Raw genomic sequence first — 14,977 nt, forward strand, 5'->3', positions numbered from 1 at the left:
GGTCCACGCCAGGCTTAGGCTCCGGACCCCCAAACAGCTTCATCCATTTGTAAAGAGAATGCGTGCTGACACCCCAACGCCGCGATACCTCGCGAACCGGATAGCCTCGCACTGTGATCTGATGCACTACGTCGCGCTTGAACTCGTCGCTGTAATTGCTTGTCCCCATGTCGGCCTCCTCGCCTCAAAGTTAGGGGGCAAAGCGTCTACAAACCTAGGGGCAGCTCAACAGAACAAAAGCAAAACTGTAGGACTCGCCAAATGAACGAAGTCAAAAAATCTGCTAGGTCATTGGTGCGCCCGGAAGGAGAAAGTTCGAACCTTTTTCCCGAGGGTGATGGGGCTGATTTTGATCTCGATCTGAGTGCATCTGACATTGATCTTGAAGAGCTGTTTAATGAGCTGTCCGAGTGGAATGATCAGTTGGCACCGTTTCGGGATGAGCTGTTGCGAGGGCCGAAACTATGAGGTCTCAGGCTCTTGAACCCAGTCAAAACAACGCACCTACCTCCAAGCGCAAGAAGCGCCCCGCGCCCTTTTCGCTGCGCCTGACGGAAAACGAACGGGCGGTCTTGGAACGTAAGGCGGGGGCGCTGCCTCTGGCGGCCTATGTGAAGTCGGTGGTGCTAGATGAGAAGGCGCCGCGCTATCGTAAACGGCGGCGGGCACCTGAGGCGGATCAACAGCTGCTCGCGCATATTCTGGCGCGGCTCGGGGCGAGTGACACCCATCGCAACCTACAACAGATCGCCCAGGCCGTGCAAGATGGGACATTATTGTTGGACGACGACACCCATGCTTCTCTCACGGTCGCCATTGCCGAGGTGGCCTGGATGCGGGTGACACTGATGCAGGCGCTTGGGCTGAAGACAACGGATACCGCTGGTGAGCACCTGGAGGAGAGATCATGATCCTCAAAGGGTCCCAACGCGGTGGGGCCAAACAATTGGCCGATCACCTGATGAATGAGCGTGACAATGATCACATTCACATCTTAGAGTTGAAAGGATTCGTATCAGATGACGTACACGGTGCATTCGTAGAAACCCACGCCATTTCGAAAGCCACCCGTTGTCAGCAATACATGTTTTCCCTCAGCCTTAATCCACCGCAAGATCATATCGCGACGGAAGATCAGTTTCTGGAGGCTGCTGACCGTGCAGAAGAGAAATTAGGTCTCAAGGGCCAGCCCCGCGCTATCATCATTCATGAGAAGGAAGGCAGGCGTCATGCGCATGTGGTGTGGTCGCGCATTGATGCAGGCGCATTGAAAGCGATCAACCTGCCGCACTTCAAAATCAAGCTGCGGGACCTGTCCCGCGATCTGTTTCTGGATCATGGTTGGGCACTGCCTGATGGATTGGCCACTTATGGCAATAAGTCTCCCCTGAACTTCACGCTTGAAGAATGGCAACAGGCCAAAAGGCAAGGGCTTGATCCGCGAGAGATCAAACAGACCTTCCAACAGGCTTGGGAACGCTGCGACAGTAAGATCGGCTTTAAGAATGCCCTGGAAGAACGCGGGTATTTCCTCGCCAAAGGCGATCGGCGCGGCTTTGTTGCCCTGGATGTTGATGGCAATATCTACGCCGTCGCCAAATGGGCAGGCCTGAAGGCCAAAGATGTTCGCAATAAACTTGGATCGCCTGACAACCTGCCTTCCGTTGATGATACCAAATCCACCATCCGGTCCAAAGTCACGGATCAGATGCGGGGGTATATCGCCCAGGTGAAAGCCCAGCACCATAAAGAGGCTGGGCCATTGCTACAAGACAAAGCCGACCTCATCACCCAACACCGGGCGGAACGCCAGCGCTTGCAGTCCAACCAGCAAAAGCGCTGGCGGGCGGAGGTTAAGGCCCGATCTGAACGCCTGAATGGCGGGTTGCGCGGTCTGTTTGATCGTCTGACTGGCACCCACAAAGCCATGCAGAAGCGCAACGAACTGGAAGCCTTGCAATGCGCCAGGCGTGATCAGAAACAACGGGACCAACTCGTGATCGACCAAATAAAAGATCGACGGGAATTGCAGAAGAAGCTGATCACCTTGCGGAAACAGCAAAAACATGACCGGCGCATTCTGGCCCATGATGTCATGCAAAGTCTGCATCGCCAACCGATTAATACATCACAACAGGAGACCACCCGCCGCCGCAAGCGCGGCCCCAATCTTTCAATTTAGTCATCTCATAAGGATCAGATATGTCCTGGAAAACGATATGTTTCGTTATTCTGAGTGCTTTGTTTTGTTTCACATTTTCTATCTTCCCCGCCGATGCGTCGATATTTGATACCGGTAGAAGCACTCAGTCAGAACCTGTTGATACTGCGGCAGGATTTCTTCGGCTTCTGGTTGTTGTCTTGTCATCAAGCCTGGGATTTCTGATTGGTTGGTTCATGTCCGATACTGCCAAGGATGTCAGACAGGTCCTCTCCTTCGTCATTCTATTGGCTGTTATCATTACAATCCTGATCTTTGACGGTTTTATCGGATGGAGCCTGACGTTCTTTGCATCCCTGATCGGTTTTTTCGCTGCATTGGGGTGGTGGGCGCGAACCGGTTTGACGAAACTGGCCGAAACGCCAAACACATTTGGATCAAGCCGTTGGGCAACAACGGAAGACCTCACTCAAAACGATATTTTTGGCGATGAAGGGATTTGTATCGGCGAACGATATCACGAAGGCGACGAGGCTATTCAACTGCTGTCTTACAAAGGCGAACGTCATTTGCTGACAGTTGCCCCAACACGGTCTGGTAAGGGGGCAACACAGATTATTCCAAACCTGCTGACCTATGAGGGCTCGGCTCTTGTCATTGATCCGAAAGGTGAGAATGCAAGAACCACCGCTCAATGCCGCAAAGATATGGGGCAAGATGTTCATATCGTTGATCCCTGGGGGGTTACAGCCGTTCCTGGCATTGAGACCTCACAGTTCAATCCCCTGGACTGGCTGGATATCACTGATGTGGATATCACCGAAAACGCCATGCTGCTGGCCGATGCTTTGGTGGTTGGCGACAATCATTCGGACAGTTTCTGGAATGAAGAGGCGCGCGCCTTACTGCAAGGTCTCATTCTTTATGTGGCCACTGCAAAAGAAGAAGATGGTCGACGGACACTGAGCCGTGTACGGCAATTGTTGTTGCTGGAGCCTAAAGCAGCGCAAGACCTGTATCAGAAAATGGCCAAATCCCTCCATCATATTGTGGCCAGCACAGGGATGAGATGTATCCAGAAAGACCCGGAACTTCTCTCCAACGTTCTGGCAACAACGCAGGCTCAAACGCATTTTCTGGATAGTAGTCGTTTGCAGGAAAACCTCAGCCAGTCGAGTTTCAGATTTGAGGATTTGAAATCCAAACCCATGACCATCTATCTGGTTTTACCAGCTGACAGGCTCAATGCCTTTGGGCGCTGGTTGCGTTTGTTGGTGCAGCAGGCGATCACAGTGAACGCCCGCGATGTTGACAATATTCCCAAGCCAGCTGTGCTGTTTATTCTTGATGAATTTGCAGCTTTAGGCCGCTTGACCATGGTTGAACAGGCCTATGGTCTGATGGCTGGATTTGGTATCCAGCTTTGGGGGATCGTTCAAGACCTCAACCAGTTGGAACGGATTTACGATAAGGGCTGGCAGTCGTTCATTTCCAATGCAGGAATGATCAATTACTTCGGCTCCTCGGATAAAATGACGGCTGAATATTTCTCGGCGCTTTGTGGTGAAAAAACGGTCTGGACGTTCAGTACGGCGGTGTCGCGTGCCATTGGCAGAAGTTCCGGATCAGGCGGTGGGTCTTCCTCAGACACGACAACGACGTCTGACACCCATGCAGCGGCACAACGCAAGCTGATCTATCCCGATGAACTGATGCGTCTGGGATCAAACCAACAACTGATCCTGATTGAAAATGTTCATCCCATCATCGCCCAAAGAACGGAATGGTTTAACGATGAAGACCTGAAGGACCTGGGCGTCAATCTCTATGCAGAGCAATAATCCCGCTTATCAATTGAAACAGGAGAACACCATGTCTGGCAATGACGAAAGACGCTTGAGCGATGAGTTCAACAAGGAAGTCTTTGAAGAGACCCCGCCAGACAAGAGCAACACAGCACCCAAGTATAAGCCAAAGGAATACGTGATCCTTTTTACTCCCGAAAACGGACCCAGTGGCGCGTCTTCTGTCAAGCAGACAACGCCTAAAAAAGAGACTGGTAAAAAAGAAGACAAAGTACCTCCCATAGACTTTCTGAGAGAAAACATAACCGTTGATGAGAAAGTGCATGGATATAGTGTGTTAACTCGTATTGAAGACGAAAAATCACCGCTTGGCGTTGATGGCGGGCATGTTTCTATTCTGATCCTGCTTGAAGGTGAAAAAGAGGTACCAAAAACGCATTTCCAAGCGGGTGAGTGGCATCAAAAGCCAGAAACAACTTTGGAAAAGCAAATCGTTATGGATACGCTGGAGAAATATAATGGGATCAAACCGCCTGATATTGAGCCTCCCGATCATGACCCAAAACGTGGTCGAAAAAGATGATATCTGTGGAATTATGTCAGCATTGCTGATACAATTATGACATATGGAATACGAAGATTTTGAGATTAAACCAGAGCATAATGCATCGGTCAGAACATTAATCAACAGACTGGGTCAATCGGTCGAGGTAGAACTGCCTGAAGTGCACTGGCAATATTTTGACTGGTTGGCGGATACTGACGAAGACATGATTGCCTGGGTGAAACGTGTTGATGCGATCAGACGTCATCATGGTGAAAAACTGACAATGACCCAACAGATGGTGGCCAATCTGCAATATGATGAACGCAAACGCTATCTGACAGGTAAAACGTGCCCACTTATCATCTCACCTGAAGGTTACCAACAAGATGATTATCTCGGTTCATCCGTAGAGGAAGGTTATGCCCCAGTTGGGCGAATGCTGGAAAATGGGCGTGGGCAGCTAGAAAATGCTGTCGTTCATCAGGAACACTGGGACTATTATGACTGGCTGGTTGAACAGGGGCAGGATGTTGTTCCTTGGGTCAAAGACTTTGATAAAAAACGTCCACCCGAAAAAGCATTTGGAGAATGGTTAATAATGCTTCTCTGGTTAGACATGTGTACCAACTATCGCGATGGGAAGCCATTGCCGTTCAAAGGGGAACCCCCTGGTTACGATGACTTCCTCTTGGCGAATTCAAAGCCGAAGTCATAGGCCTATCCCAGAAACCCGCAGATCGCCCGATGCAGTGTTCGTGGGGATACTTCAATGTCTTTGGCAAGATCGGCCAATGTGATTTGGCCACTTTCAACCCGGCTGGCATAACGGCGAGCCCGCTCAGTGGTAATGATTTTAGGACGACCCAGGATTTTGCCACGGGCTTTTGCAGCAGCCATTCCGGCCTTGGTTCGCTCTGAAATCAGACTACGTTCATATTCTGCAAAAACTGCTAGTTGCCCATAGATCATCCGACCTACGGCGGTTGTTGTGTCAATGCCTTGCGTCAGCGCTGTAAAATACATGCCGCGATCTCGCAGCTCTTCGAGGATTTTCAAAAGATGGATCGTAGACCGGCCCAGGCGATCCAGTTTCCAGACAACCAGTGTATCCCCGGAGCGGAGTTCTACCATCAGTTCGGAAAGACCGGGGCGTTTCTGCGTGACACCAGACAGGCCGTGATCACAAAAAATCAAATCACATTCCGCCTGTTGCAAAGCATCCCGTTGCAACGCTTCTGACTGATCTAAATCAGATACCCGCATATATCCAATTTTGCGTCCCTCATGATATTTTTTACTCACCTGTCGAGTGTGACGGGATTTTCTATACTGGCAAGCACGCATCATGGCATTTTCCTCTTGTCAAAAAGGGTCCTTTTTGAATGCCGCTGTCAGCCTGGGTGACATGGGCTGGATACAGCCCAAAAACGTGGGGATAATATCCCGTGAGTGGTGCAATTGACGACTTGGGATAGAGCTATAAAAAAGGACCCTTTTTGACCTTCTGCTTCTGGCGCCTAATCAGGAGGTCAGAAAACCATGCAGCCCTTTCAGATCGATGTACTGTTTCCAAACGAAACCGATACTGAGGAATTGCCGCTTCTATTTTTAGAAGATTTCGAACATGACGACCTGGTGTATTTTCGCGGAAATGTGGGCTTTTCCATCAACATCAAAAAGCAGTCTTTAATTCTGTTTGAAAAAGTGAATGGTCTTTGGGAAGACGCCGTTCTGCCATTATCTGATTTAAGGAAAACAACGGAAACGGTGCCTTCAACAGATGATTATTACTACCTTCACTCAGGCGGTGCGCGGGGCATCGGTGGGTCAATTGGACTGGCTCTAAAAAACACCGTTGAACAATCCAAGGCGAAAAAAGAAACAGGAATTGTTCTGCATTTTCGATCAATTGAGCGCCCAACGTTTTTTCTGCATCTTGTTGACAGTCATGAGCGATCTCAGCTCATGGAAGCGCTGCGTCAAGTGTTGTCGGATGGTATGATGAGACAGCCATATCGCATCATTCCAGATGAGATCAAAGACATATACCGGCAACTGACAGATGACGATATTGCCGAGATCGAAGAGCAGGAACAAAGATCAGAACGGCGTAGAAAAGCGACAAATGTCAGTTGGCGTGGCTATCTGGTGCTTGTGATGGTATCTCTTCTGCTGGCTGGCCCCGTTTATTATTTCTATCGGCATAATATCATCGGGGAGACCAGCAAGTTTGATGCCGTTGATCAGGAAAACATGATCCTCACATTTGTTGTCCTTTTTATTCTGGGCCGAATGATTGTTGGACTGTTCAAACTGATCCGATTTTGGATGACAGAAGATGTACACGCAGCATAGGTCGATACCATGTTGCAGATCAGTGCTTGCCATCCAGTCCAAAACAGCGTGATCTTGCCAATGCGGGTGGTGGAAAAATTTTTCTTATAATACATAGCCTTGCTGCATTGCCATTTCCACAAAAAGTATGGAATTCCATACCTATCCTGCAAAACCATCGCGTGTACCGTCACAAGCAAGAGGGGTAAAGAATCGTTTAGGATCAAAATCATGCATTTGGAGTAGAGTACTGATCCAGAAGGCCGATTTACGATTACAAAGGCGTAACAAAGTATAAAATTCAAATAAGAAGAGACGAAAACCATGACCTATGTGTTTGATTTGCAAATTGTTGGACCGACGATGCAAATTGGCGATTTTGTCGGATTTGAAGATGTCCAGCCAGACCTGAGTGTTCGAGCAAATTTATCCAAAGTTTATCGATATGGTGGTCGCAAACTTGAACCAAACGAAGTGCCATCGGTTCTTAAGCTTGAGAAAAATCCACAAAACTTACCAGCTAGCTTCATGACAGCTGATAGCCTTTACATAGTCCAAAAGCCGTTCCGTGATCTGATCGAAAAGTTGGACCCGGGACTGCACCAGTTTTTCCCAATCGAGGTGCGTCTTCGGAATGAAACACCGCATGATCCATCATGCTATGCAATAAATGTCACAGAAACACGCGACAGTATCTTGGATGAACAATCGAGTGTCGAAAAATTCGTAACCAATCCAAACAACACTGACAAACATATCATTTACTACAAAAAAGACGTCACGGTTGACCCCATCAAATTGACCGACATTCATTTGTGGCGAGAAGCACGTTATCCTTGGTCTCTTCTCATGTCAGATGAGTTGCGAGACGCCTTGAAAGAAACAGGCTTGCGCACGCCGAGATGTTTCAAAGCTAAAATGCTCAAAGTAAAAGAAGAGACGAAAAACTATGACCTATGTCTTTAATTTGCAAATTGTAGGCCCGCAGTTCCAAACTGGCGGTTTCGTTGGGTTTGAAGAGCAGATACCTGATGTATCTATGCGTGCAAGCCTTTCGAATGTTTATGCTGAAGGTACTCGTCAGCTCGTTTCGAAAGAAATCCCTAAGATTTTCAAATTAGATAAAGCCCGAGACAGCTTGCCAGCCAGCTTTATGGTTCAAAACGGCCTTTATATAGTACAAAAACCTTTCTATGATCTGATTGAGCAATTAGACCCATGTCTACATCAGTTTTTCCCAATTGAAGTGCGTCACCGAAACGGGACACCGCATGATCCACCATGCTATGCGATTAATGTAACCGAAACGCGCGACAGTATTGTTGACCAGCAATCGAGTGTTGAAAAGTTCGTAACGAATCCCAAAAATACTGACAAGCATATCATCTATTACAAAAAAGATATCACAGTCGATCCTTCAACGATATCTGATATTCATCTGTGGCGAGAGGCAAGGTATCCACAGTCTTTGCTTATGTCAGATGAGCTGCGAGACGCCTTGAAAGAAACAGGCTTGCGCATGCCGAGATGTTTCAAAGCTAAAACCCTCAAAGTAAAAGAAAAGAAGAAAAACTATGACCTATGTGTTTGATTTGCAGCTTGTCGGACCCACAGTGCAAGGTGGGGATTTCATTGGATTTGAAGAGGTGCAGCCAGATTTGAACACAAGGGCTGATCTATCGAATATTTATCGATATGGGGAGCGCAAGCTTCAGCCAGAGGAAGTACCTTCCCTATACAAGCTCAGAAAAAATCCAACAAGCCTACCTTCCTATTTCCGCGTCCAAAATGGTCTTCAAATTGTTCAGAAGCCGTTCCGTGACCTTATCCAAAAAATGGACTCTAGGTTGCATCAGTTTTTTCCGATTGAGATACGCCATCGGAACGGAACGCCCCATGACACGCCATGCTATGCAATCAATGTCACTGAAACCCGTGACAGTATTGTTGACGATCAATCAAGCGTTGAAAAATTCGTGACGAATCCAAACAACACCGACAAGCGCATCATTGAATACAAAAAGGATATCACTGTTGACCCTTCTAAGTTGTCCGACATTCATCTTTGGCGTGAGGCCAGATATCCTGGCTCATTATTGATGTCAGATCAATTGCGAGACGCCTTGAAAGAAACAGGTTTGCGGATGCCGCGATGCTTCAAAGCAAAAAATATTAAGTAAGTCTTCTATCAGAATTGGAGAATAGTTTATGGCTGATGGTGTTCAGGTTCATCACATATTACCGACTGCAGTTTATGATGAATTCAAAGATATCATAGATCGGTGGACTAAAAGTGGCTCTAATGTCCCATATGTACAAAATGCTGCTTATAATCTGGTGCTGCTTCCGACAACGGTAGAGGGCGCTGAAGCCATGAAACTGCCAAAGCATCTGGGCTCACATCCTTGGCTTAATAACGCTTGGAGAAACATAATAGAAGATATCGACTCCAGTGATGCCAGCGATATTCAAAAAGCACAGCAGTTTAAGGCAGCGCATAGTTTCTTCCGAGGAGCGCTTGATTACTCCAACCCAGACAACCCACAAACAGAATTTAAGACATTTATCGGCCGTGAGGATCCAGCAGCTAAGGCTTTTTTTGGTGACACCCCAACCACCGAGCAAATGCATGAACATTATCGTCAACAGTTCTCCCCGGAAAAAATCCGTCAATCAGATGCTTTTAAAACGGCTTTGAATGGCGATTCAACAAATGGTGCATATGGTGCTGGCAATCAGGATACTGTGGAGATCAAAAGCACCGCAGACGAGTCATTTTCCCAGGCTTTAAAGAAACATATCGGGTTTGAGTCGACCAATTCAGAAACTGGCGAATATACAAAATTGCCCAATCGCGGTTCGTTGGCCGAGGTACCCGGCCCTCAAAGACTGGTCCATGAGCTCACAAATCGATTGAATGACGGTTTTGATCCCAATAACCCGACATCAGGTACGGTAGATTTTTCGGATACAACGTCACGTTTTTCCTCATTCCTTGACTCGTTCTCTAATAATTTAGGCCGGATTTCACCTGATGCCGCAGCGGCCATTGACGCAGATGTGTTCAGAGCGGACTTCGGAAGCCTAACGAATGCTTTGAATAATTATCTTGGGCGTATGGCAAATGCTGTGTCCGCTGTGGAGTTTGAGGCGCTCAGTAATAATCTGGTGAATGGCATTAAGAATGCCTACGGATCTTTTCAGGATGCGATGACATCTATTCCGGGCGGACGCTACCTAGCCTTTGGTGGAACGGTCGCAGATATTGGACAACTTGGTTTTGCGGCGGTGAAGGCCCAGGGGCAATGGGCAGACGGCGATGTCGATGGCGCATTGCAAACAATGGCCAATGCATCGACTGCGATTGTTATCTCCTTTGCTGCTTCAGTTGTTGTAGGGACAGTTGCAGCAGCATTCACCTTGCCAGCAGCTGTTATTATTGGGGTAGCTCTGATAGCTGGCGTAGCGGCTGGTTTTGCTTGGGATTACTACACAAAATTCAACCCGGATTGGTTGAGCGATATTCCAACGCTTGCAGATATCCTTGGGGAAGGCCCACCAATTGATCCACTTGTGATTGATCTTGACGGTGATGGACTGGAGTTGATTTCTCTGAATGCCTCAGAAGCATATTTCGACCTTGATGGAGATGGTTTTGCGGAACGTACCGGTTGGGTGAGCCCAGATGACGCTTTATTGGCGATAGATCGCAACGGCAATGGTCAGATTGACGATATTACAGAAGTTTTTGGTTCGGAAGATCGTACGGGTTATGAAGAGTTGGGCGATTTTGATATCAATGGTGATGGTGTAATCAATGCCAATGACGCCATTTTCTCTGAACTTCTGCTGTGGCAGGATACCGATGGTGATGGGCGCTCAGAAGCCGTTGAATTATCATCGCTGCAGGAGGCTGGAATCGCAGAGATCAGCCTGAATGTGTCTGAGGTGAATCAGACCGTTGAAGGCAACGACGTTATTGAAACTGCTGAAGTTGTTTTCGAAGATGGAACAACGACACAGTCGTGGGAAGTGTTGTTTAATCTATCACAGATTGAATCGACTATTAACCTGTCAGATGACTATGAATACAATAGCGACGTATTCACGATGCCATTTTTACGTGGCTCTGGAACAATCTCTGATCTTTGGGTCAGTATGACAGAAAATGCAGAACTCGCTCAACAGGCGCGCGATGTCATTTCTCTAGCGCGCAATGGAAATTACAACGATTTTACAACAAATTTTGACGCATTTCTTGCGTCTTGGGCTGGAACAGATGATGTGATTTGGCTGGAAGAAGTTGAGAACTTCTACGTGGACTTCATCTATGATCGAGAAACGATATTTCAGATTATGGCTGAAGTTGGACCAGATATCATAGGACTTAACGGTGAAGGCACACACTATGATGGTCCAGCGCCCACGGTTCTTGGATTTGCGTTTTATATAGGTGGGCCGGAATCTCTTGACCGAGTTGAGGTAAACGAGCTCTTAACTGAGTTGGACGGGGTCTTCCCACGTGATTATGTTGAACGTCCAAGTTACTGGAGATTCCCTATATCCACGGCTGATCTCAGCGGACCTAGTGTCGGTGTAGGTAGCAGTTCTGGCCCGCAAACAATGCGGGTGGATCGCTTCGAAGTACTCGGTGAGGGTGAAGTGAATGAACCGCCAGCAATGGACGCAAGTGCGTTTGCCTTTATGCAACTGGCAACAGGTTTCAATTTCAGACGGGCCGAGAACTTCATTGCGCCTGAAAATGTTGTCGTGGCACGGCCGGAAGAGGACGAAATTGATGCTTTGATGAGTACCTATAATTCAATCCGCGATTACAACGCCGCGCGGTATCTGGTGCAATCTGCTTGGTCAATTATTGCCGAAGAGGGTGAGGATGCTGATCTAGGCGGTCTGGCGCCGTTCCAACATCTGTACTTCAATCCATTCACCGATGATATATCTGGTGCATCCAATAAATTCGCAGAAGATTTCATCAATCTCTACCGCTCAGAAGGCTATGGGACGGATAGTGAAGCGCTCGATATTCTGGGAATGTTCAAAACAGATATCCCGGAACTCGGCGCATTGGTCGCAGCAGCCTTCAAGGATATTGACCGTGCGCGCATTGAAGAGGTTTTCGACATCACAATCGCGCATGAAGGCACTGCGACAGACGACACAATAAACATTACCGAAGCCGGTGTTGTACTGGGTCATGAAGGCAATGATGTGATTACCGGGGGAACCGAAGAAAGCACGATTATGGGTGGCCTAGGGGATGACATGTTGTACGGGAACAGGGGGCGCGACACCTATATCTATCGCTTAGGTGATGGAAATGATGTCATTGAGGATAATGAAATTGGGCATGATCGGACGGATAAACTGCACCTGGTTGATCTTAATCCTGCTGATCTGACTCTATCTCGCAATGGAAATGATCTGATACTCACGCTACCTGATGGCGGTACAATTACACTTAAAAATCAGCTGTGGGTTTTCAGGGGTGGTAGCGAGGATACCATTGAATTATTTGAATTTGCCGATGGCACAGTGCTAACCGAAGAAAATATGCGGAATATGCTCGTTGAGCAGATGAAAGCCACCGGTGAGGCGATTGGGACCGGCCTGAGTGAGACTTATGTTCATTCAATGGGCGATGGATCATATATCATTAACGACACTGCCATACATAGAAATTCTGACAAACTGGTTTTCACGGATGTGGTCTTAGAAGATCTCGGTCTGACCCGCTTTGGCAACGATTTGATCATCACACTGCCAAACAGTGAAACAATCACGCTGAAAGACCAGCTGGATTACGATGGCGTGCATGACATTGAGCGCTTTGAGTTTGCCGATGGTACCGTATTCACGGAAGCTGATATGCGAAATTTGCTTGTTGAGCAGATGAAGGCCAGTGGTGAAGTTGTCGGAACCGCGCGAAGTGAAATTTATGAACATACACTGGGTGACGGATCTTACACGATCAGTGATTACACTATATTCAATGATGCTGATAAGCTTGTTTTCACGGATGTGGCTTTAGAAGATATCAGCTTGGCGCGGGACGGAGTGGATATGATCCTCACACTCCCGAACGGAGAAAGCATCACTTTGCTTGGTCAGCTTAATCCCAATGCCTTTAGGCATATAGCTAGTCATATTGAGCAGTTTGAGTTTGCCGACGGCTCCCTTCTCACATCGGAAGGGCTACGCAATATGCTAATGGATCAAATGAAAGCGACTGGAGCAGTTGTTGGAACACGGCTTGATGAGACCTATACGCACAGCCTTGGAGATGGGTCTTACACGATCAGTGACTACACGATCTTTAGCAGCAATGATGTCCTGATATTCAACGATCTGTATGCAACTGACGTCAGCTTTGCGATAAACGATCAGAGTGACTTAGTGATCACAACCCCCAATGGGGATGTCGTTACGATCCTCGGTCATTTCGTTGCAAACAATCACAGCACGATGGAAAGAATTGAGTTTGCGAACGGCTGGACACTCAATCTCGATAGCATTCTTGAAAAAACCACTCGGGATAGTGATGGAACCGGAAATAATACTCCGCAGCTGACAAATGATGCATTGACCCTCAACAAGGGCATTAATGGCCAGATCAATCTGTTGGACAATGATAGCGATCCCGATGGCGACACGCTAATGGTAACACATGTGGCGGGGCAGCGAGTGTCCGAAAACGGGACTGTCTCGCTTGCTTCAGGCGCGACGGTAACTCTGTTGGCCGGCGGTATGCTGCAATTCGATCAGAATGGCGCCTATGATGGACTCGATTACGGTGAGACGATCATTGAGAGTATCACCTATGGTGTCAGCGATCACCTTGGTGCTTGGTCGACGGCTACAGCCAATATCACAGTTGGTGCCTTTACAGGTCTTTCACTGAACGGAACTGCTGATGCAGATAGTTTAACCGGAACTGCAGCCAATGATACTGTGCTGGGCTTTGCTGGCAATGATACAGTACTTGGCGAGAGCGGTGACGACAGTATCTCTGGCGGTGAAGGCAATGACGCGCTCTGGGCCGGTGACGGGGATGACACCGTTGACGGTGGCGTTGGAAATGACACGCTGCTTGGCGGTGATGGTCATGATCAAATGTATGCCGGGGATGGAAACGATGAACTTCGTGGCTGGGACGGCAATGACACATTGTTTGGTGGCCTTGGTGATGATGACCTGCGTGGCGAAGGAGGAAATGATAGTATTGTCGGAGGTGCAGGCGCTGATGTTATGCAAGGCAACGCAGGCAATGACGATTTGATCGGTGACTCGGGTATGGACACCATCTACAGCGGCGATGGTGATGATAACGCGGCAGGCGGCGATGATGCTGATGAAATATGGGGAGGTCAGGGCCGCGATACGATGTGGGGTGGTCAGGGCAATGATATAGTGTATGGGGGCCTTGGTGAAGACAGGCTTTATGGCGGCGCTGGCCATGACAGCCTTAATGGGAACGAAGGGAATGACAGCATTACCGGAGACGCGGGTAATGACATCCTGATCGGTTATGACGGAAATGATACTCTGCTCGGTGGTGATGGTTCAGATCAGCTTTGGGGTGAGACCGGCAATGACATTCTGAGTGGTGGTCTTGGCGATGATATCTTAGGTGGGGGTGACGGTTCTGACCAACTCTGGGGTAACGCTGGCAATGATACCATCTACGCAGGTGCAACAGGGGATGATGATACCCTTGGTGGCGGCGACGGTGATGATCAGCTCTTCGGCTCCTCTGGTCATAATGTCATTTATCTTGGCGCTGGCCATGATCTGGTTAACGCTGGTGATGGCAACGATATTATTCATGCCTGGGTGGGTAGTGATACGATGACCGGTGGCGCTGGCAATGATACGTTCATCTTCAGCGGTGGCATATCGTCCATTACCGACTTTGGAACGGGGGATGACGTGATCAGTCTAAGCGGTCTGTCAGGTATCGATGACTATCAGGACCTCATCACCAATCACCTGAGCGAGACAGTAAATGGCGTTGTGATCGACAACTTGGCCGGGGCTACCCTGACACTAGAAGGTCTGACCCTTGACGATCTCATGGAGAACGATTTCGCGTTTTAGATCGGTCCACTGCGG

Annotated in this window: 13 protein-coding genes; 11 read left to right on the forward strand and 2 right to left on the reverse strand. The window is 48.2% G+C overall.

Going from position 1 to position 14,977, the window contains the following annotated elements; genetic code table 11:
* On the reverse strand, positions 1-169 hold a 169-nt coding region (locus H7848_RS01565), incomplete at its 3' end, for a transposase (protein WP_208347827.1).
* A 92-nt stretch (positions 170-261) separates the two neighbouring features.
* On the opposite strand from H7848_RS01565, the gene H7848_RS01570 reads away from it, so the two are divergent.
* The 6 genes from H7848_RS01570 to H7848_RS01595 all read left to right on the forward strand — a co-directional run bounded on the left by H7848_RS01570 (position 262) and on the right by H7848_RS01595 (position 5,228).
* Positions 262-468, forward strand: a complete 207-nt coding sequence (locus H7848_RS01570) for a hypothetical protein (RefSeq protein WP_208347464.1) — start codon at positions 262-264, stop codon at positions 466-468.
* Entirely contained in the window at positions 465-911 is a 447-nt protein-coding gene (locus H7848_RS01575; RefSeq protein WP_237072522.1) for a hypothetical protein, read from the forward strand. The genes H7848_RS01570 and H7848_RS01575 overlap by 4 nt, the downstream gene beginning before the upstream one ends.
* A complete protein-coding gene (locus tag H7848_RS01580; protein ID WP_208347466.1) occupies positions 908-2,182 on the forward strand; it encodes a relaxase/mobilization nuclease domain-containing protein in 1,275 nt (424 codons plus the stop codon). Before H7848_RS01575 ends, H7848_RS01580 begins: the two co-directional genes overlap by 4 nt.
* Positions 2,183-2,397: 215 nt before the next feature.
* Positions 2,398-4,002, forward strand: a complete 1,605-nt coding sequence (locus tag H7848_RS01585; RefSeq protein ID WP_208347469.1) for a type IV secretory system conjugative DNA transfer family protein — start codon at positions 2,398-2,400, stop codon at positions 4,000-4,002.
* Between the two features lie 31 nt (positions 4,003-4,033).
* A complete protein-coding gene (locus tag H7848_RS01590; RefSeq protein ID WP_208347470.1) occupies positions 4,034-4,549 on the forward strand; it encodes a hypothetical protein in 516 nt (171 codons plus the stop codon).
* A gap of 43 nt (positions 4,550-4,592) precedes the next feature.
* Positions 4,593-5,228 (forward strand): hypothetical protein, encoded by a 636-nt coding sequence (locus H7848_RS01595; RefSeq protein WP_208347471.1) that lies wholly within the window; start codon positions 4,593-4,595, stop codon positions 5,226-5,228.
* A 2-nt stretch (positions 5,229-5,230) separates the two neighbouring features.
* On the opposite strand, the gene H7848_RS01600 is transcribed toward H7848_RS01595, so the two are convergent.
* Positions 5,231-5,860, reverse strand: a complete 630-nt coding sequence (locus H7848_RS01600) for a recombinase family protein (RefSeq protein ID WP_237072523.1) — start codon at positions 5,858-5,860, stop codon at positions 5,231-5,233.
* A 192-nt stretch (positions 5,861-6,052) separates the two neighbouring features.
* Between H7848_RS01600 and H7848_RS01605 the strand changes: the two genes are divergently transcribed.
* The 5 genes from H7848_RS01605 (at position 6,053) to H7848_RS01625 (ending at position 14,962) form a co-directional block, all read left to right on the forward strand.
* Positions 6,053-6,868, forward strand: coding sequence for a hypothetical protein (locus tag H7848_RS01605; protein WP_208347472.1), 816 nt, complete (start codon positions 6,053-6,055; stop codon positions 6,866-6,868).
* Between the two features lie 303 nt (positions 6,869-7,171).
* On the forward strand, positions 7,172-7,813 hold the full coding sequence (locus H7848_RS01610) for an imm11 family protein (protein WP_208347473.1): 642 nt from the start codon (positions 7,172-7,174) through the stop codon (positions 7,811-7,813).
* Complete coding sequence (locus H7848_RS01615) at positions 7,797-8,438, forward strand: imm11 family protein (protein WP_208347474.1); 642 nt, start codon at positions 7,797-7,799, stop codon at positions 8,436-8,438. Before H7848_RS01610 ends, H7848_RS01615 begins: the two co-directional genes overlap by 17 nt.
* Positions 8,422-9,027 (forward strand): imm11 family protein, encoded by a 606-nt coding sequence (locus H7848_RS01620; protein WP_208347475.1) that lies wholly within the window; start codon positions 8,422-8,424, stop codon positions 9,025-9,027. Before H7848_RS01615 ends, H7848_RS01620 begins: the two co-directional genes overlap by 17 nt.
* Positions 9,028-9,055: 28 nt before the next feature.
* Positions 9,056-14,962, forward strand: a complete 5,907-nt coding sequence (locus H7848_RS01625) for a calcium-binding protein (protein WP_208347476.1) — start codon at positions 9,056-9,058, stop codon at positions 14,960-14,962.
* Positions 14,963-14,977 lie beyond the last annotated feature (15 nt).

Source organism: Pseudaestuariivita rosea, from assembly GCF_017592335.1.
In the GTDB taxonomy this organism is placed as follows: domain Bacteria; phylum Pseudomonadota; class Alphaproteobacteria; order Rhodobacterales; family Rhodobacteraceae; genus Parasulfitobacter; species Parasulfitobacter rosea.